At 67.3% G+C, this 22,142-nt stretch carries 1 protein-coding gene (cut by a window edge); it reads right to left on the reverse strand.

The annotated features are described in order from the left end of the window. Positions 1 to 22,090, reverse strand: the 5' end (the start) of a protein-coding gene (locus tag OHB12_RS08035) for a GNAT family N-acetyltransferase (RefSeq protein WP_327117624.1). 75,260 nt of this gene lie to the left of the window's left edge; 22,090 of the gene's 97,350 nt are visible here — the first part of the coding sequence; its start codon is at positions 22,088 to 22,090; its stop codon lies beyond the left edge, outside the window. Between the last annotated feature and the right edge of the window lie 52 nt (positions 22,091 to 22,142).

The following is a 22,142-nucleotide window of genomic DNA, read 5'->3' on the forward strand; positions in this document are numbered from 1 at the left end:
GATCCGAATCCGGGAGAACCCCGTTTCTAGCATAGTAACGGTGCCCGACCTCGAGAACCTCGGGCAAATCGAGGCTGAGACTGTAGAGGAATTCATTGTCCACCGCATGATCGAATTCATGACCGGTGATCTTGTAGAAGGCCCTGCGTCGCGACCACGCCCAGAAATGGGTTTCCATGGCTTGCAGAGAACTCTGTTCTGCGTCCACAAAATTGGACGCCGAATCCTGATCGAGTCGAATCGTCTGATAGAAATCTTTCCGGGTTGTACCGTAACCGCGCATTTTACCCATGGTCCGGCCGGACATCGGCTCGAAGATCACGTATTTCAGGTTGTACCGGGTGCCATGTTCGGCAATCTTGTCCCGCAACGATTCAACCACCGCTTCGAGGATTTCCAACGAATACGCCACCCATCCTCCCAAGAATCGGATGTGGTGGTCGTCGTACAGCTTTCGGACGAGTCGCACTTTCTTGTCGAAATCCGACAACTCTGCGGGCGGTGCCGACGCCACTGCGACCAATGCATCCGGTCGCACCGACTCCTTGAAGTACGCCCAGATCTCACCCCACTGTTCGACACCCCACCGATCTGCCGTTTCCAGCCGAGCCACGATGTCTTCCGAGATTTCACTCGATGCGTGCAGATCAGCAGACCAGGCAGGGGCATCCCTATAGCGTCGTGGTCGATATTGATCACATTCGACCGATATGTGCAGCGAACGGGATCCGTCATCGGCGGTGGATATCCGAATCAGCACCTGCGCAGACATCTTTTCTTCTTCGGCGAGTTTTCGCTCTTCGGGTAGCGATTCCAGCTGCCGCCGATAGGTTTCCATGTATTCCAGCACACCGCGGGCGCCGTCACGCACCAGCGCAACTGCCGTATCGATCCGGTCGGGATCATTCCAGCCCAGCTCCCGCAGCTTCTGCTTCAGCACTACCGCGGTGGCCTCGGCATAGACCACGTCGCCGCGGAAGAATTTGTATGTGAAGTCGACCGGATCCCGGGAATTTCCACTGGCGTCCATCAGTTTCCGGATAGTCTGCACAGCCTCGTCGAGCGGGACAACATGAGCGAACGTCGACTGATAGGAGTCGACAATTTGGTCTCTACGGTGCACGTCCCTGATGGCCGACTCGACAATCCACACCGACCTAGCCAGATCCTCGAGAAGCTCGGGGTCGGCAACCGGCAGCTCGCGCAATCGTTGCAGTTCGGCAGCGGCCTGTTCCTCCGACAGCAGCGCTATCGGATCCGCATCTGCCCGGACCGCGAGCGCACGCAAGTCGTTCACCTGGTGCACCCAGTCCCGAACTTTGAGCACATACTCGTCCCACAACTGCGCCAGCTGCGGTGACATCTCGGAATCGGACATCTCGTCGAACAATTGGCCCAGGCGCATTTCCATGCGGGCGAGTTCGTGGTAGCGCCGCGTCTCGACCTCCACGGTCCGCGCCAACCGAAGCTGGTCCGGCATGGTCAAGTTCGACACCAGCCGACGGAAAGCCCCGACCGCACGCTCCGTGTCATCGGAGATCAGGTCTTGCACATCGATATTCGCGATAGCAGCCACCGCAGTGATTGCCGCCAATGCAGCGGCCCGCTCGTCGACCACTTCCCGGCGAATGGGTTCGACATACGCCCAGTTCGGCGGCGCCCTGCCGGACGGCAGCCCGGCCAGCAATGCCTGCGGGAGGTCGTCGCCCTTGGCGATCCGATCCGGTCCTTCCACGAACGGGATCACGACGTTGCCGTCGGCATCGGCGACAATGGCGTGCACACTCAGCACACCCAGTTCGCGCTGCCGCCGCGCCGCCCAGGCGACCGGGTCCTCGAACACCTTCTCCACACCGTCGACCCATTCATGCACCACCACGGTGCCGTCCAGACGCTCTTCTACCTCGAAGACGTGACCGGCGCGGACCCGCTCGGCACCGGCGAACACCATGGCTCCGAGTGCCGCACCGCCGTGTTCCTTGATATGGGCCACCAGTTCGGCCAGGTCCGCGAACTGCTGCCAATCCCCTTGCGCCGCATCGGCAACCATGTGTTCGGGGACACCACGCAGGCGCGGGTGGGCCAGTTCGCTCGACATAGTCGGCATCCGGTCCAATGCACCACGATCCACCTGGAAATTCCAGAAATTGCTCAGTCCGACCGCAGCACAGATCGGGTCGACCGCGTGGAGCAGGTCGGTGACCGGCTGGTAGTACGAGGTCGGATCGACCGACTCGTAACGCGCAGCGACTTGGTCCAGGATTTCGGAGATCCTGGCGTCGTAGTCGGCACCCATATCGGCGTGGTCGACCGGCTCACCGGCCAGGGTGGCCCGCTCGGAGCGCAGCAGCAGATCGAGTTTATCGGCCCGTTCCTCGAGCCAGTTGTAGCGGTCCGCGGCCCGTTGGTAGTTCTCCATCAACTCGATCAGTTCCGCTACCGCGAGGTACCGGTCGGCCAAAGCGCTCTGCTCAATGGTCAACTCGGGGCCGAGTTCGGGATCGGCCACAGTGTCCCGCACCGAGCGCGGAGTAAGCCGGGATCGCTCTGTGTCGAATTCATCGGCCAGGTCCCGATGCAGCTTCGCGCGTGCCCGCCGCCACTGGCGCAGCTGCCGCGGATCGGGCGGATTCTCCCCGGTGTTTTCGGTGAGCTCCCGCCGGGCCATGGCCCGCTCGGTGTCCGCTTCGCGCAGCAGCGTATCGAGCGTGGTCAGCACACTCAGGTGCAGCTGCCGTCGGAGGTACCGGATCTCAGCGCTCCGGATCGTGCCCTCCGGAGCAGACCCGAACAGCTCGCTCAGCCGGTTCAGCAGCGCATCCCGGTCCGTCCGGTTCGCCAGTGTCCCGAACATCCCCGCATTCACGGTGTTTATCGCCAGCGGAAGATCTAGGTCGAAGGCCACCTCGTCCGAGTCACTGCCGTAGATCTCGGCCGCCAACACTCCGAGCTCGTTCCGGAACTTGATGTCTGCCATCAGGTTGTCGATGGTCTGGGTGACCAAGGCGAGCTTCATATCCGCGTCGGAAAGCGACTCCCAGTGGTCGCTCTCGCGTCCGGCGGCCAGATACTGCTCGTAATGGCGTATCTGGGCCTCGGCGCGCAGCAGGCTGGTGGTCAGTTCGACCGCGTGGCCGATGGCGTGCTCGGCATCGGGGCCCATAACCCGCGCCAGCTGTCGCAGCGTCGACAACAGCGCACCGGATTCGCGCTGCTGCGGGGTGAGGGTGACCGAGCTCCCGGCCTGCAGCCGATCCAGTTCCTGCGCTATCAGCGCCGCGAACACCTCCTGGGCACCGCGGGCGTTTTTCAGCGCCAACCGGACTTCCCACTCCGGGTTGCGGTACCAGCTGTCGGTCGAGTCCTCCGCCACCACCGAGTCGACATCATCGGTCAGCCTGGCGGCCCGCGCATGCACATCGGTGTCGGCAGCGGCGAACCGGGCATCGACATGGGTCTGCGGACGCCGGCCGAACGGATCGCGCTGCCTGCGCCTGGCCGTGTCCGCGGCCACGGTGCCGGCCAGATCGATTCCGTCCACCGCCGCCCGCGTGTCCGTTGTCGTTCCGTCCGGCCGCGTGGTCTGGCGCACCAGCACCACGACCGCCGCATCCGGATCGTCGTGCGGTCCGCTGTGCAGCAACTCGGCCAACTGCATCCAGGCACGCCCCAGGTGCTGGGTGTCGAGCACGACGTAGTGCACCCGGGCGGCGGTGTCCGGGTTCCCGAATGCCAGCGTCGCCTGCGGTCGCCCGTCCGTGGTGTAGCCGACGGAGCGCAAGTACACCCGGCCCGCGCCGATCAGGGTGTGCTCCGACTCGACCGCGGTCAGCAGCTCGTCGACCTGCTGCGCGTCTTCGGCGGCGAGTTGCGTTGTGGTGACGGAGGTCTCGCTGCCCAGCGCAACGCGCCCGGCCGCGTTGCGTACCCCAGCCGACAGTCCGGGCGCTTCGGCGAGCACCCGCGGGTACCGCTTCCGCAACACCGTGTGCACGTATGCCGGCCACTGCCGCCAGGTCAGGTCATTGGCAGCGGCCCGTGCCCGCACCGCCCGCGATTCGGCCCCTGGGGGCAACAGCATGTCCCGGACCACGTCGTCGAGGTCCCGGCCGTCCACCTCGAACCCGGCCCACCGCAAGGCCGCCCGCAGCACGGCATCCTCGTCACCGGCCAGGTCCGGAATCTGCGCCTCGTAGGCGTCGAAGGCAGCCGTTCTGACCCGGTGTGACTGCCCCGCCAGCAGGCGCGACGCTGCCGTGGCGATGTCCGCGCCGTCCGAGCCATTCCCGATCAACACCAGTTCCGGTGTCGCAGTGGCTGTCTCTTCCCGCAGGGTCAGCGTGACATCCAGATCCGCCGCCAGCAGCTCGACCGCGGACTCGGAATCGACACCGGCCGGCGCGATCCACAACAGCGCGGCTCCGGTGAAATCGTTCAGGACCGCGGCCAGATCCGGATGCGCGGCACGCTCGTCCTCGTCGACCGGCAGCGCAGCGCTGTCCTGCTCCGTCCGGGCAGTGACATACACATCCAGCCGGTCGCCGGTGCGCACCGTGCCGAACCCGATCAGCGTCGGGCTCGACACCCCCTGCAGCTCATCGCGCAGCTCGGCGGGCAGCAGCCGTTCGGGCAGGTCGAACGACAGCAGCAACACTGCCGGAATCCCGGGCAGCTGGGTCGCCCACCGCTGTGCGACGGTCAGCTTGTCCACCAGCGCATCGAGTTCCGCCAGCACGGCGGCGGCGTCCACGGTCCGTTCCGCGACCGGTATTGCCCGCAACCTCTGCCGGGCCTGATCCAGTCGAGCCCGGTTCACCTGGTCCAGCACCGAATCCGGCAGGTCCGCCAGGTACATCCGGTCGCCCATGGTGTGCAGCAACAGCCGCCGGGTTTCGTCGTCGAACTCCTCGCTGTCGCGGTGCCACAGCTCCCCGATCACCTGCGCCCGCGCCGCATCCCGCGCCTCCGCCTCGGTCAGCTCCGGGAACTGCTCGGCCGCAACCCGATCCAGCTCGGCTTCCACCCGCCCGAGGAACCACTGCCAGGTGTCCTGCCCCGCAGCCTGCAGCAACGCCGTGGGCATCCCGGATTTCGGCAACTCCGGGAGGGTCGGCCGCGGCTCGACGTAGGACGGCGTGATGTCGAGTTCGAACCAGGTGACCTTCCGCCAGTCGCCGGTCACCCGACGCATCCCGGAACGGTGTCCGACGGCGTGCTCGGTGCCACCAGGTTCCGGAAGCGGACCGACCTGGCGACTGGTGTCCCAAAGCCGGACCCGCAGCCTGCCGTCGGCGATCTCCAGCTCGATCCGCCGTTTGTCCCCGTCCGCTTCCAGATACGGCACCGAGGCCATCATGGCGTCCAGCTCAGCCAGCGCGTGCCGGCTCGTCTCCGCCGGCAGCTGCGATGACAGCCAATCCTGTACCCGCGCACGGGCTTCTCCGGCTTGGGCGGGCCATTTCTCCGTGCCGATAGTCAGCTCGAACCGCCACGGGGACTCGCCCTGCTCCGGCTCCGACACGGCAGTATCCGGGGCAGACCGGTTCTCGCTCGGCGCCGACACACTGTCCTCAGCCCAGACCGCGTCCGACCGGCCCAGCCACCCGGTCAGCCCGTCGTGCAGCACCCGGGCCACCGATGCGACCAGCGCGGCTTCCGGCCCCAGGTCCACTTCCCGGTAGCGAACCGTGATCTGCCCGTCGAGACGTTCGAATTCCAGCACCACCCGGCCAGGTGCTCCGAGAACCGGGTTGAGCGCCAACTCGATCCGCATACCGGTCGACGTCAACTCCATTGCGACGATATCCACCCAGAAGTCGTCGTCGCCGTCCACATCGCCGTAGCCGGTAAATGTGTACTCGGCTGCACTGCCACGCTGATCGAGCAGCCCGCCCACCGGAATTCCGGGAGCGCCGTCCAGCCACAGCGCTCCCTGGCCCTCGAAATCGAAGTCCACCCTTGACAGGTCGATGCCGTCGTGGCGCAATTTGTGACGCAGTATGGCCGCGAATTTCGGATCGGAACCGTCCAGCCGCGCCGCGCCGCTGTAGACCTCGACCTCACGGAGCCTGCCGGCGACTATTTTCCCGAGCCACAGGACAGCGGCCCCCGCCTCATCGGCACCGTAGGTGTCCACCAGATCGCCGTGCACGCCCTGGTTCGCAGCGCGGTAGCCGCCGCCGTCGGCGTCCATCGCGAAGACATTGCGCTTGCCCCGCGTCGTGTACCGCAGACGATCCGGGGTGCGGAACAGCAGCTCACCGCCCACCTTCTCGACCCGCAGCCGGTACACCTCCGGCGCGATTTTGCTGCGATGCGGCCGGGTGATCGGCACCGGGTCGTAGCTGCGGCCGGGTTCGGCCGGCGAATCCGGGGTGGCCCCGACCCGGAAATCACGGTGGCCGCGGGAACGCGGGATGGATCCGTCCTCGCGCTTCACGTACGGCACCGGGTAGCCCCTGTGGTTCAGGAACAGTGCCAGCACTGGTCGGCCGACATCTTCCGGCGCAACCTTGAAATCAGGTTCCACGAAACCAGATCCGATGTCCCGTCGGTCGATGTGCTCGGTGCCCTCGTTATCGACCCAGCGGACCAGCCAGTACATGTGGCCGAGCCCGTTCTCGCCGGGCAGGTAGATCACCGCTCCGACCGGGCTGCCGCTGCTGTCCGGCTTCGCCTCTTCGAGGGCCGCGTGCCTGCGCAGCAGGTCGATGGCTTCGTCTACATCGGCCAACTCGAGCGCCTGGTAACGGCCCAGTCGCTGTTCCGACTGGCTGACGTATCGACCCGCAGTCTCCGACTGCGGGTCGAAGCCATCCATCGGGCGTTCGAAGAACCCGGCGATATCACCGTGCGTAGCATCGGCGCACATGCCGAACTCATGCGGGAGTATCGAACTCGGCGGAGTGCCCGGATGCCCGGTGTCCGGGTCCTGGTAGGTCAGTACCCCCGGGCCTGCGCCGTCGGCCACCGCGGCCAGCACCGCCTCCGCAGTCCGGTGCACCAGGCCCTGCGTCAGCTGCGCATCGACGCCGTCGACATGCTGCGCGGCCCGGAGCAATTCGAGGACCGCGTGCCGGGCCACTTCCAACCGGCGCAGTCGCTCGGTGACGGTTGCGCTGGGCTGGGAGTTCTGCAGCAGGAACTCTTCGCGGATGATCTCGTCGCGCAGACTGATCGCCTGCTGCTGCCAGAGCGCCGGATCCACCGGCGCAGGCGTTTGCAACCCGCTGTCGCGGACTGCGTCCAGCAGTGTCCGGTAGGCGTTCGCGCGCCGGGCGCGGGCCGAAGCACGGTCCGCGGCGAAGCTCTCGGCCTGGTTCAGCTGGGTGTCCAGCGCATCCGCGCGCCTCGACCAATCCTGCCACTGGCCCGCGGCATCCACCAGCGTCGTCAGCGCCCAATAATGCTGGGCCAGTTCGTCATTGTCCGCCCGCCACGGGCGGCTACGCAGTTCCCGCCACTGTGCCGCAAGTCCGGTGCGTGCCCGGCGAAGCCGGGCCAAAGCCTCCCGGCCCGAGGGATTGCGGGGATCGATCGGCAGATCGGGGGTTTCCGCGGCGTTCGGGAAGCGTCGGTGGTACGCCCCACGGGCCGCGGTGTACCGGTCGTCGGCAATGCGCTGCTCGACATGTGCCTGCGCCCGGGCCGCGGCGAGCGCCGTCAGCCCACCGGTCCAGGGCGCCATCCCGCGCGCCTCACGCACCAGCACCAACATGCGGTCGAGCGCCTGGTAGAGCCGAGCGGGCTCTACGGCCCGGCCCGGCTGCTCCCGGACCAGGATCCGGTGTACCCGAAGCCGGTTCACCGCACCCGCAGGCAGCCGTTCGGCTTCGGCGACCGCCCATTTGGCCAGGGTCAGCTCGCGCACCAGCCAGGCCTCAGTGTCCGGACCGATGTTCCGCAGGTCGGGCTGCGGCTGTCCCTCGGATACATCGGCCAGCTCCCGGGCTGCGTTGTCCAGTTCCTGCTCGCGTTCCGCGCTTCGCACGGCGATGTCCATCGCGAACTCGCTCAATGCCGGACTCAGCCGGTCATCGGGCAGGGTCCGGGTAGCCGGGCCTGCGGCCAGGGTGTCATCGAAAGTCCGCCGCTCCCGCTCGGCTGCGGTGATCCGGTCCCTGTTCTCGGTGTACCGGGCGAGGATGGACACCAATTCGGCGTATTCCCGGGCAGTTTCCCGCACCGGCTCCGACTTCTTCCGCACCATCCGCTGCAGATCGCCGACCGATGGGAATTCCTGGTCTCCCAGGAGGAGCATGTCCCGAAGTTTGGCCCTGGTCAGCCTCTGGTCCCGCTCCAACCTGGCCAGCAGCCCCGGCTGCGCCAACCACGGCAGGTCTTCGGGTTCCAGTTGGTGATGCGCCAGCCGCACCGGCTCGGCGAACACTGCCTGCAGTGGCGGTTTCTGGCGGGCCGAGGCGGCAGCTTGGTTCATTGCGTCGGCGCTGTCCTCCAGCCGCACCGCCTCGGCGGCGCGTTCCAGGTATGCCTGTTGACCGTCGGGCAGGGCATACGTGGCGTGCAGCGCTTCTTCCAGCGCGGAAATCCGGCTGTCCCACAAGGTGACCCGCCGGATCTCAGCCAGCTGGTTCACCCAATCATTCATTTCGCGGAACCGACGCTCCGCCTCGGTTAGCTGGTCCGACTTGCCGGCACGGCCGCCGAGATAGGCCAGCACCCGATTCACCTCGGCCACGTCGCCGAGGTCGCGCGGCAGCCGGAATTCCGCAGGCGCATTCTCCTCGTCGAGCACATCGTTCAGCAGCGCCTGCTCGTCGGCCAGCACGACCGACTGCTCCTCCAGCAGGGCGCCGATATCGACCTGCCCCCGGAACAGATCCGGATATGCCTGGCGCAGTTCCGCATACCGGTCGCGCGCAATCTGCCGGGTCAGGATCAGAGTGGAGCCCAAGCCCAGCGGCAGGTCCGGCTCCTGCGGTTGCGGCGGTTCCGGTTCGCTTCGGTCGAAGCCGAACCGGTTGCCCAGGTTGCGTTCCGGGTGGTCCTCGCCGGGGTTGTTCGGCGGAATCTCGCCCGATGCCAGCCGGTGCAGTGACTCGAACTTCCCCGGCTCGTCCGGGTCGGGCACGAAAACGATGCCGTACAACGGCCCTTCAGGCTTGTCCCACTCGTCGAAGGTGACGTCGACGACCTTGTTGTCGACGAATTCGTGCACCCGCACTTCGCCGTCGTCGCCCAGGTACACCATGAACATATGCGCGCCGGTGTCGCCGAAGTCCACCGCGCCGAATACCACACCGCCCTGGGAGGCGATGGCATACATCTCGTCGAGGGACTCGAATCCGCCCGGCTGCCATTTCGCGCCCGCGGCCAAGGCGGCCGTGGCCGGGTCCAAACCGTGCAGCTGCAACTCGCGGTCCTGCGGCGACGGCGGCTTCACCGTCAGGCCGAACTTCTTCGCGCCGAACCAGAGCGTCTCGGCGGCACACAGTTTCGGCGCGTCGATCAGGTGCAGGATCTGCGGCATATTCGGCCGCCGCGGCGCAGTCGTGCCGTCGACACCGTCGGCGGGCAGCGTGCCCGGAATCTGCCTGCGGCGTACGTGCAGTTCTGGGACCGGGCGGGCGCTGCCCGCGGGTGCCGTCCGCTGCTGCTGCTCGACATCAGCTTTGGCCCGGCGCAGTTCGCGGTTCAGCGCGCTGTCGAGTTCCGCGATCCGGCCGGCCAATTCCTGTCTGCCGGCGGTCAGGGCGGCGTGATCACCGCGGTGCCGGTCGGCGAGCGTGTCGCGTTCTTCCCGGGCCAGGCGGAGTTCGCCGGCCAACTCGTCGAGTACCTGCCGCTGCGATTCGAGGGTGCGCAGTCGCTGCGCCCAGTGTGCGCGCGCATCGGCGGTGTCGGCTAGCTCGATCAGATTCCGGGACAGTGCGAGTCGGTCCGGATCGGTTTCCGTGCGGGCGATCCGCTGTGCGAGTTCCCGCTGCCGCTCCCGATGCCCGGCGTCCGACCACATCCACCGCGGTCCCAAGACTTCCTGATCGGCCCCGCCCATCGCGGTCCGCCACAGTTCGGCGAATCTCATATCCGCAGCACCGTTTTCGCTGCGCGCCTGCTTCAGCGCGGCGGACAACGTCTCGATCGCGTCGATCCGGTCCGCGGCGGCGATATGCCGCTCCATCGCCCGCACGGCACGTTCGTGGTCGCGCAGCTGCTGCAGATACTGCATCACCTCCTCGGCCGGTCCGAGGTCGAGTTGCTGCGCGAGTTCCCTTACCCAGCTTCGCAATTGCCGGAATCCGCCCCAAACATCCGGGTCGGGAGGGATATCCAGACCCATGGCCGCCAACATCGCACGAACCGCCTCGTCCGGCTGTGGCTGCCCTACCTTCAGGGCATCGAGATCCGCCGGGCCGGCGGGCCCGGGTGCGGCGCCATCGTTCTGTGCGATCTGGGCCTGCCGGTATCCCACCCGCTCTCCGGCCGCGTCACGGCGGGCACGGGTCAGCTCCGGTCCCACCTCGCCGCGGCGAGGTGGGACCTGGGTGCTCTCCGAGTCACGCAGCGCCTCGTGGAGCCCGCTGTCGATCAGCTCGTCGAGCACCCGGGCGGTCAGCTGGTGCCCGTCGAGCTCCCGGTTCCATTCCAGCTTGTCCCGCAGTTCCAGGAATTCCGTTGCCAGCCGGGCTCGTTCGACCAGCATCTCTTCATCGACATCGGCCGGCGGGCGTTTGCGCAGGTCCTCCGGCAGCCGGGTCATCGCCACCAGCTCCGCACGCGACATGTGCTCCGCCGGGACATCCCCGTCCAGCAGGGTATTCAGCTTCAGTCCGGCCCAGTTGTAGGGCTCGCCGAACTCGGCCTGCCGCTGCTGCAGCACCATCCGGCTCAGGTGCTTGCCCCGGATCGGGGACCCGAAGTCCAGTCTTTCCCGCTCCCCTGCGAGTTGCTCGAGCCGGTGCACCTGCGCCGCCAACCGGCGGAAGTTCGCCGTGTCACCGCCACCCCGAGCCACCACGCGGGCAACGTCCAGCTTTCGCCGCATTTCGGCGATCTGCCCGGCGCGCCGCTCGAGCCGATCGAGCTGCTGAAGGTTCTGGTCGACCGCATACCGCCAGCGGAATTGCCGCTCCGCCTGCTCGAGTTCCGGCAACTTGTCGGTGCGCTCGCGCAGGTCGGCCAGTTCCTGGGCCACCAATACCGGATCTTCCAGCACCCGGAGCGAGATCCCCAGCCGCCTGGCCAGTTCGACCCGTGCCAAGCGCATCCGGCGGTTCCACACCGTCCGCTCCGGCGATCGCGGATCCAGCAGAAGCTCCGGGTCCAGCCACTCCCCGTCGCTGGTCAGCACCCCCCGCCGTGCCGCAAGCGGACCGCGCACCCCAGCAACCAGCCCCGACTTGCGCGAATCCGCTTCGCCCTCCAGCCGGGACAGCTCTGGCGTCGACTGCGGCCCGATTTCGGGAACGAGGGTGGGCCCGCGGATGGTCCGCGACCCCATATTCGCCACCGCGAACGCCTTGCCCGCCTCGCCGCGGGTTCGGCCGTGCTCGTCCAGCTCGTGCACCGGGGACCCGTCGGCAGTGAAAGCGATACCGTGCCAACCGATCACCCCGGAAAGCCCAGCTGCCCAGGTGTCGAAGTCCACCGGCGGATTGTCACCGTCGAGGACCATGACCCGGCCGTTCACCCGGAAGATGGCCACCGCGTGCGCACCGACCACGCCGCGGCGCTGGAAGCCGTCGAAGGCCACCGAGCCGATCATCATCCCGCCCTCAGGCACCGCGTCGCGCATCTCGGCGAAGCCCGCGAAGCCTTCCCAGTCCCCACCGGCCAGCATGGCGGCCTGCTCACCGGAGATCCCGTTCTCCGGTGTCGCCATCAGGTTCAGAATGGCCAGCCGCTCGTCCACCTCCGCGGTGTCCCGTCCGAGCGCCAACCGCGTCGTCCGTGCCTGCTCCAACACCTTTCGGCTGGATTCGGCGAAACAAACGTTGACCAGGCTGTCCACCGAATGCGACATCACCCAGCCCGCGATCCCCTGCTCCGGCGCCGTGGCCACGACCCGGCCTTCGTCTCGGTGGTTGGCCAGGTCTTCGTGATCGAGTGCCGCGGCTACCAGGTCCACGCCCGGCTCGGGCCGGCGGGCGGTGTCGGTTGTATCGAGGTCGTGGTGACCGACCAGACGCACCAGCGGTAGCGGCTGGTCGGCCGAGACCCGGTCTTTCAGGAAACGGGCTACTTCCTGGGCGAGGGTCGGTGCGTCCGGGCCGGCCCACACTACCGCTGCGGTCGGCACTCCGTTCGCGGTGCCGGTCGCGACATCGTCGATTGCGGCGGCGGTCGCACGCATCGTGGTGGCGGTGTTGCCGCGCACGGCGTGGAAACTGACTTCCTGCGCATTGTCCAGGTCGCCGATCACCATCAGCGAACCGCCCAGCCCGAGCAAGGTCACCGCCGGATGCCCGGGTACCTGCGCCGCCCAGTTCTCGGCAGCGGTGACCATGTCGGTCCGGAAGTTCCACACGCCTTGCTGTTGTTGCAGCTGCTGTCGCTGCTGCGGGTCGAGGTGGGCGGCCGACTGCTGCGTCGATCGGCTGCGCATGCGCAGCATCAGCAGACGCGTCGCCTCGTCGCGCACCGAGCGCGGAAGGCCCTCGGTGCCAGCGAGTACCTCGGGCATTGTCTGGATCAGCGCCCGCCGGGTCCGCTCGTCGGTCCACTCCCAGCCGAACGCGTAATCCTGCGGCGACCTCGCCCAGTTCTGGATCGTCCGCCACCGCCGCTGTGCCCGCTCCTGTTCTTCGAGGGTGGGCTCGGGGTCGATAGCCGGCAGCGTCCGACGTGGCTGGGCGTGCACCGCGTCTATGCCGCCACGATGATTTTCGATGCGCTCTTCCAGCGCCAGCACCTGATTGTGTGCCCGGTGATAGCGTTCGGTGAGGTCCTGTACCCATTCGATCCGGCGTACCAGTTCTTGCGAGGCGGCTAGCTCGGTGGTGACCTGTTGTAGCTGCTGCGGGTCGGCAGCTACCTCGAGGGCCAACTGTCGTAGCACGTCCTGCTCGGTGCTGGCCTCGGCTGCCAACTCGCGTAGGGCTTCCAGCGCGGTGTGGTGGTCGGCACCGGTCAGATCGGTGATCGTGACCGGTAGCGAGCCGAGTATCCCGCTCAACCGCTGCCGGGCGTTGTCGTGTTCGGCGACCAGTATCCGGTAGCCGCGGCGCAGCCCGGGCGGGATCTCCAAGCTCCCGTCGCGGGAGCTGGTGTCCGATAGCCGGCTTCGGTGGCGGGTCAGATCGGCGGCGGCCTCGCGGTAGCGGCCGACCGCGAGTGCCACTGCCGGGCCGGCCGGCAACCGACCCAGACCGGCAGGATGGTCGAGGTCGAGGTGGTCGAGGTCGAGGTCGGGGTGGTTGGGGTCGAGGTTGTTGAGGTTGGGGTCGGGGTTGTTGGGGTCGGGGTTGTTGGGGTCGGGGTTGTTGAGGAGTTGTGGTAGTTGTAGCAGCAGTTGTGTGTGTTCACCGCGTTGTTGTAGGAGTGACTCGTCGACCGCGGCCAGTATCGCGGTGTGTAGCTCGCGGCGGGATACCGCCCAATTCGACAACGCGATCAGGTAGTCGGTGTCCTCGTCGGAGAATTCGGGTGTCGGGTGGGTGTCCGGGCGGGTCAGCCACCGTTGTAGTTGACGTTGTCGGGTGTCGATGTCGTGGAAATGATTCGCCGCCAGTTCCAGACGCAGCCGCACCCCCCGGACCAGGCCCGCCTCGGTCAGCTCCGCGATGACCGCGGCCGATCCCTGCGGGGTCACCACCGTTTCCGGGTCCACCCCCACCTCGGTGGCCAATCGCCACAACTCGTCGTGGGCGTGACTGTATTCCTGCGACAACACCCGGTAGGAGCGACGCAACCAGACCGGGATCCGCGTGGCAGGCGGGGGCAGTTGCCGCGGAGTCGACTCGACAGTAGTCGCTGACACCAGCGCCACGGTGACATTGCCCGGCGCACCATTGAGCAGTGCCCGGTTCACCAGTCGGGTGCCCATATCCCGCAGGTCGCGGTTGGCCCCCTCATCCAGCACGAGATCCATCTCGTCGGGGTCGGGGTTGTTTACCCACAACCCGCGGGTGGCCAGCACCACCACATCGGTGCCCGCCAGCTCACCGGTGTGTACATAGTCCCCGTGCAGCGGATCGTCACGCTCGCGTGGACCCCCGTCACGGCCGAGCGCGTTCGGGTCCTCGTCGGTCACCGTCTCGGACTCGCCACGGGCCCGCAATATGTGGACCCGGGTATCACCGACACTGCCCGCGGCATACCGGGACGGTTTCCCGTCCCGACCCGGTGTCACGATCACCGCCGCGATCGTGGTCTCGGGCGGATGCGGGTCCTGCGCGTAGTCACTGTCGGTCAAGGCCACCACCGCGGCCTGCGCGGCGTCGATGGCATCACGCACCGCCTGGCCGGCCTGCTCCGCGGTGAACTCGCCCTGCTCCTCAACAGCGAAACCCGCCAGCCGTTGCCGGGCTACCCGCGCGGCCACCCGAGCAGCCCGACGCGCATCGGTAGTGGCGTCTTCACCGTGACACACCACCGAAATCCGGATCGGCCCGACCGGGGTATGCACAACCTCGCAGTCCATCCAGTCCTGGTTATCGGGCCGGGCCGCGTTCGCACCCTGATCACTGACCCCGAAAACCTCACCCAGATCGATATCGAAATGCGCGACCGCAGCATTTATGTCCTCGGCGATGGTGGCGTCATCAGCGAACTCGACTCGGCCCCAACCACCGTCCACCTGCGCGATCGGGCGTAACACCGGATCAGCGGCCAGCCGCGCGGCAGCGGCGTGCACCGCCCCGGTGGCCTCCTGATGCGACCGCCTCGTGGCCTCGTCTACCGGATCAGCGGCCCGGAACGCGGTATCGACCAGGTTCCACCGCGCCACCACCACACCGAAGTCCCGCAACCGCTGCTGCCGCGACAGCGAAAGCCCCACACCCACACCCACACCGGCGTCGGCGTCGGCGTCGGCGTCGGCGTCGGCGTGGGCGTCGAGTGTGTCGAACAGTGCATCGATCCGGGTCTGCAACTGTGCCAGCCTGCGGGCCGCGTGCCGGGTCAGGGTGCGTGCCTGCCGTTCCCGCCGGCCGGGCCCATCCCCCGGCCGGTGTCCGGCTTCCCGATCCAGCCGCCGCGCCGCACGCAGCGCCTCGGCTGCCTCGTTCAAATCTTGGCGGGCCAGGTGATACCCGGCCAGATCAGCCACCCCCGCCGCCAGCACCGCATCAGCCATCCGCCCCGACCCCGGTCCTGGCCGCGGTGTGGTGGGTGGCTGTGGTGTGGTGGGTGGTCGCGGTGTGGTGGGTGGTTGTGGTGTGGTGGGTGGTTGTGGTTCGGTCGGAGCGCATGACACCGCGACACCGGCCAGAGCCCGGTCTTGCGGGGAGTTGTCGGCCAGCGCGGTCATCGCCGTGCTCAGATCATCCGGATGCCTAGCGAACTCCCCGGCCAGCGACGCCACCGAACGCGAGGTCCCCCCCAACCCGGCGGTATGCAGCAACAACACCTGGGAGTCGGTGACCACACCACTGCTGATGTAGCGGCCCGGATCGGTCGGCGGTCCACCCGCAGTCACAACACCAGCACCAGCACCGGTGTCGGTGTTGTTGAGGTCCGGCACACTGAAGCCGAGGGTGTGACCGACCCCGGAAACATCGGTGTCGGTGTCGGTGTCGGTGTCGGTGTCGGTGTCGGTGTCGGTGGTGATGGTGTGGGAGTTGTCCGGGTTGTTCGGGTCGAGTACTTGGACCCGGTCACCGCCGACCGAGCCCGCGGTGAACTGTCCCGGCTGGCCATCGATCCCGGTATCCAACACGACCACCGCGATACTGGCCTGTGGTGGCCGAACACCCTCGAGTAGTTCGGTGTCGATCTGGCGGCGCACCCGCGCACGGATCTGCGCTTGGGCGGGTTCACTCAACGGGTCAGCGTCTTCGGGCAGTTGTGCTTGCGCCGCGGTCAGCGCCTCACTGATCCGGCGGGTGTGATCTCGGCGGGTCAAACGCACGACCGCGGCCTGCGCGGCATCGATCGCGGCACGCACCATCTCGGCCCGATCGGATTCGGTGACCGGTGTCGCGGGGTCATGCTCCTGCAACGAGGTCCGCAGACTGTCCCGCGCCGCCGCGGCCGCGACCGGCGCCGCCCGATACCCCTCCACACTGTCGGGCACCCCCGCCGAAGTGACCGCCAACCGGAACGGGCGACCAGCCACCATGACGACCTCACCGACCATCACACCCCGATCGGCGTCACGCTGCTGGTTCGTGTCGGTGACCCCGGCCACCGAACCCAGATCCAGCTGCTCACGCTCCAGCTTCTGCCACGAATCCCCCAACGCATCAGAACAATCGAAAACCCGACGGATCAGCTTGCCCATCTCCGCCTCCGACACCCGCCCACCCCACGCCCGCAGCCCACCATCACGGTCGGTATCAGGGCCGGCAGCCGTATCAGGGCCGGAATCGGGGTCGGTGGCCGTATCGGGGCCGGTGGCCGTATCAGGGCCGGAATCGGGGTCGGTGGCCGGGGTCGGGGGTGGTTGGACGGGTAGTTGTGCTTGGAGCTGGCCGATCCGGTGTCCGAGTTCGTTGATCTGTTGCTGGGTTTCTGATTCTTCCAGTGCACGCAGTTGCGTGGTCAGCCGCTGTCTGGAGCGGGCAAGGCTATCCCGCTGCCGTTGCAGCATCCGCTGGCGTTCACCCAGCTGCTGCTGCTGGCGGGCCAACTGCCCCTCTCGCCGGGCCAGCTCTTGCGGCGACAACGCCGGCCCGTCGCGCCACCGGGGCCCCCCTGCCGCGAGGTCACGTTCGGCCTGTAACCGGCGATGCTGGGTAGCCGACACGGTCCGGTCGGAATCCAGCGCGGCCAGGTCGGATTCCCGCTGCGTGATCTGCGCGGCGGCCTGAGCGATCGCGGTTCCCAACCTTTCCTGTTCGGTCTGCAGCCGCGCGCGTGCCTGCTCCCGCAGCTCACCCAACCGCGCGATCTCCGCACGAAGCTCCTGCGGGGTGCGGGCCTGCCCCCGCGCATCAGGCAGCCCGTCGGGACCGGTCGCATCCGGGGCCGCGTCCGGGGCCGCGTCCGGGGTGGGTTGGGGTCTGCCGTAGGTCGTGGCCTCGTGCATGGCCTGTACTGCCGCAGCCCATGCCAGTGCCTGCGTCGCGTAGGTGGTGGTATCGGTCAGCCATTGCGGGGAATGCCGGGTGCGGTCGTTGATCCGCGACAGCAGCCCGGTGCATTGGTCGGCGATAGCGGAAAGCTCGTGGTAGTAGTGCGCGTTCGCCGACACCACCCGCCACTGCGAGGAATCCGGTGACCGGGCCAGCGTGGTCTCGAATTCCGGGGACAGCAACCCCGCGTGGGTGTCCTCGTCCACACCCAACCCTGCTGCCGCGGTATTCAATTGCCTACGGGCGGTATCCAACTGCTGGTTCAACCGCGCCAGCACAAAACCCACCTGCCGGCTCACCTGACTCTGCAATCCAGCCCCAGCCCCAGCCCCGGCCCCGGCCCCGGCCTGCCCGGCCCCGGCCTGCCTGGTGGGGGTCGGGTTCGCGAACCTGGCCAGCAACTCCTGGGCGGTCTGCAGGTTCTCGGCCATCACCGGGGCGCGGCGCACCACCGCCGCCAACCTACCCAACCGCTCACCGGGCCTGGTCTCGTCGGGCCTGGTCTCGTCGGGCCTGGTCTCGTTCAGCCAGGCCAGTTCTGCTTCGAAGTCTCCGGCCAGCAACCGGTGTAGTTGGGCTTGTGGCACGCCCGCGGCCAAGGTCCGGATATCCTCGAGCGCTCCGACCCAGTCGGTGACCGCGCCCAGCAGCCCCACCACCCGCTGCTGGTGGCGGGACTGCTGGGCGGGGGTCGCTGTCGGGTCCGGTGGCTGCCCCAACGCTTCCTGTAACGAGTCCATGGTCTGCTCGACCTTGTGCAGGTGAGCGACGCTGTCACGCAACCGGTCCCGTGCCTCGAGCAGACGCACCTGCTCCGCGACGGTCATTGTCTCGGTGAGCGCGGGCGCGGGGAGCCGGGCCAGCGCATCGGTGTAGCGGTCGGGGTCGCGTAACGCATCCAGCACGTCCGGGTCGCTGACTCCCGCCGCCCGCGCGAGGTCATCGAATTGCGTACGGGTATCGCGATGCTCGGCGCGTAACCGGTCCAACGCGTAATCCAGTTGCCGTTTCAACCGGTCTTGTTCATCCGCGTCGAGGAACCGCCGCACCCGGTCACGCTCGTCTTCGTCGTCGGCGCCGTTGACGACATTCACGGTGTAAGGGGTCAGCTTCGAGCCGTCGAACCGGATCGCGGTCACCCAGATCTTGTCGGTGACCTCCGGGATCGCCTCCGGAGTGAAAACCTTCTTCAACCCGGTCTCCGGGTCGTAGATCATCACCACACCATGCTCAACAGATAAATGGACCACATGCCCACCGACGGTGTTGTCCCCGGAGGTATCGAAAGCCAGCACCGTCACCAAGGTGGCGCCCTCACCCAGAACCATCGTCTGGTGTTCGAGCTGATCGAACCGCGACATCCGCCGCCACCGCTCACCAGTGACCTGCCCGGTATCCCGAGACAGTTTCAGCAGCCGGTCTCTTTCCGTACCGGCCTTGGTTTCCAGCTCTTGTTCACGCTCCCGGGTCCGCTGCCCCTCGACCCGCTCACGGCTCTGGGCACGGTCCTGCAGTTGCTGGATACGCTGTGTCAACACCTGCTCGGTGGTTCGACCGGTACGCGCGGACACCCGATCCAACTGCTGCTGCAAACCCGCAGCGATCGGCTGCCCGTCCCGCACCCGCGCCAACGCGGTCTCCAACCGCCCCTGCACACGCCCGACCCGCCTCGTGCGTTTCTTCTGACGCGTACGCTGCTGCCCTTTGACCCGCTCGGCTTCCTCCCGCAACCGGTTACGCTCAGCCGCAGCCTCGCTATACAACCGTTTCGACTCCAACGACGCACTCGGCGCCAACCCACTCCCCGACCGGACCAACTCCGCACCGATCTGCCTCTGATACACATCCGAACCCACACCAGCAGGATCCGACGACCCCACCGGCCGAATACCCGCAGTCGGATACTGCGCAGCCAACACATTCGTCGACCGAGCAGCACACTGCCCCGTCAAATCGACACTGCCCACCTCCGGACCCGGACCAACCCCATCACCCCGACCACCCGAACCCGAATCACCATCCGAACCAGCCCGAGACCCACCATCAGACTCCGGCCCGACCTCACCATCAGACTCCGGCCCGACCTCACCATCGGACTGTGCGTCATCCGGAGTGCGCGAATCCGAATCCGAATCACCATCCGGATCAATCGAAGACTCACCATCAGCCCGAGCGCCGCCATCAGTGTCCGAACCAGCCCGAGACTCACCCTCGGACTCCGGACCGACCTCACCATCCGGCTGCGCGTCATCCGGAGTGCGCGAATCCGAATCCGAATCACCATCCGGATCAATCGAAGACTCACCATCAGCCCGAGCGCCGCCATCAGTGTCCGAACCAGCCCGAGACTCACCCTCGGACTCCGGCCCGACCTCACCATCGGACTCCGGCTTGACCTCACCGTCGGACCGCGTGTCATCCGGAGTGCGCGAATCCGAATCACCACCCCTGGCCGGGTCATCCGAAGTCGCGCCATCAGCCCGAGTGCCGCCATCAGTGTCCGAACCAGCCCGAGACTCACCCTCGGACTCCGGACCGACCTCACCATCGGACCGCGTGTCATCCGGAGTGCGCGAATCCGAATCACCACCCCTGGCCGGGTCATCGGAAGTCGCGCCATCAGCCCGAGTGCCGCCATCAGTGTCCGAACCAGCCCGAGGCTCACCGTGGGATTCCGGTCCGGTCTCGCCGTTGTACTGGGTGGTTGTGGCGGGGTCGGGCGAGTGGGTTGGGGCCTGTTGGTCATCTGCCAGCCCCCCGCCGGTCTCGCTCGTGTCCGGTTGCGCGGTCGAGGAATCGGCCGCCGATTCGGGGATAGTGGCCGATTCGGGGGTGGCGGCCGATTCGGGGGTGGCGGTTGATTCGGCCTGGGTGCCAGCTGTGTCGCTGGTGGTGTCGCTGGTGGTGTCGCTGGTGGCGTGGCTGGGCGCGCTGGCCGCTTGTATTTCTGCGACGATTCCGGTGGTGTCTCTCATGATGTTGCGGAAAGCGGCCGCTGCGTCGGATCCGGCGGCCCCGGCACCGGCAGCGCGTGGCGTTGTTCGTGGCTCGGTATCGGAGGTATCCGGTACCGCGCTCGACCGTGACCGGTCCGCGCTCGTACCGCGCCGACCCGACGCGGCAGACGACGAGCGCCCGGCACCGGCAGTACTCGATGCACTACCGCTACCGGCCTGGCTCGAGCCACCCGGCACTGCCGCCGAACTCCTGCCCGCACCCGACCCCGACGCCGGTCCACCAGCAGCAGGCCCACCAGCAACAGACCCACCAGCACCAGCGGCAGGGGCGCCGGTGGCAGGGGCGCCGGTGGCAGGGGTGTCGGTGGCGGGGGCAGGGGTGTCGGCGTGTGTGGTGGCTTGCCCGTCGACCGGGGTGGGGTCTGCGGCTGTGTTCCCGGTGGATCCGAGGCCTGCTGTGGGTTCGCTGTGCTGGGTTCCGGTGACCAGCGCCCCACCGTGCGGGTCGGTGCCTACCGCACCACCAGCCGGTCCGGCACCGGTCTCGGTAGTGGTGGTGGCTGCCGCGGCAGGCGGCGCGGTCGACGCCGAGGCTTGCGATGCTTGTGGGGATCCGTCCTCGGCGGTGTTCGATGCCGCCGCAGTATCGGACCCGTTCCCCTCGGCGTGGCCGGGCTCGGTGGTGGTGTTGCTGTGCCCTTGATTCGTGGTCGTGTTCGCTGTCGGCGAGGTATCGCCGGACGCCCGACCGTTCCCGACCCCGACCCCGGTGCCGGCCCCGGTGTTGGTGCCGGTGCCGGTGCCGGTGTTGGTGCCGGTGCCGGTGCCGGTGTTGGTGCCGGTGTTGGTGTTTATCGGGGGGGTTGTGGTGGTGGTTGTCGGGTTGCTGGTTGTGGTGCCGTCACCGATATCGGGTTGTCCGGCGATGAGGGTGAAGTCGCTGCGGCGCATCCGTTGGCCTTCACCGACCCGGGGTGCGCGGAACCCGCCGATCACTCCGGGGACCGCGCCACCGGCGACGCCACCGGACCACGCGTAGATATCGGTCTGCCAGTTGTTGTAGATCAGGCCGTTGGAGACCATCGCTCCGACCTGGCCGATGAGCCCCGCGCCACCACCGACGACGACACCGGTTCGTATCCGGTCCCAGCGGGCGCCGCTGTTCCAGTTGAATTTCTGGGTCAGCTTCTGCATACCGAGCCCACCGATACCGCCGATACCGCCGGCGATGGTGGAGATCACCGCGTTCTGTTTGATCGCTTCCCAGTCCAGTTTTTCTTGATAACCCTCACGGATCATCTCGGCCTCGACGAGAAGCTCCTGCCCGGTCCCCTGGTAGAACTCTTGGAACGCTTCCTTCCCCATGTGTTTGAAGATTTCTTTCGCCACGTCACTGGTGATCCACTGCACCAGCCGTGGGGTGTCCTCGATCGCGATCCTGGTGGCCATACGCGCCAGGATCTCCGCGGTTTCCTGTGTCACACGCGAGGCCAGCCAGCGGAAGAAGATCCGGGTCGAGGCGACCGCGTACGCCTGTTGCAACGGCGCACCCGGACCCCACAGACTACTGCTGGCGAACTCGGTGCCCATCCAGATCAGCCCGAAGATACCGTTCAGCTTCGCCGAGACGACCTGACCGCGGTAACTGTGAATCCCTTTGGCCAGCTCACCATAGCCACCCGCGACACTTTTGTTGTGCGAGATGATCCGCGCCAAATATTTGTCGATACCATCCGCGCCGTCACCCTCCGGATACGCCCGACGCGATTTGTTCCGCGCCATGGCCACCACCGGAATCACCGTGCCGTTGATGTTCTGCTGCAGATGCTCGAAACCCTGCTGCACCTGGCCGACGTCGTCTTCATCGATCGTCGGCAGCTTGACACCGACCAGATAACTGAGCCACGCCATCCCCGGAGGAGGAAACGGAATACCCATGTCAGATCACCCGGACCCGACGGAAATAAGATCGGACACACAGCCCGAAATA

It is taken from the genome of Nocardia sp. NBC_01730 (genome assembly GCF_035920445.1).
In the GTDB taxonomy this organism is placed as follows: Bacteria; Actinomycetota; Actinomycetes; order Mycobacteriales; family Mycobacteriaceae; genus Nocardia.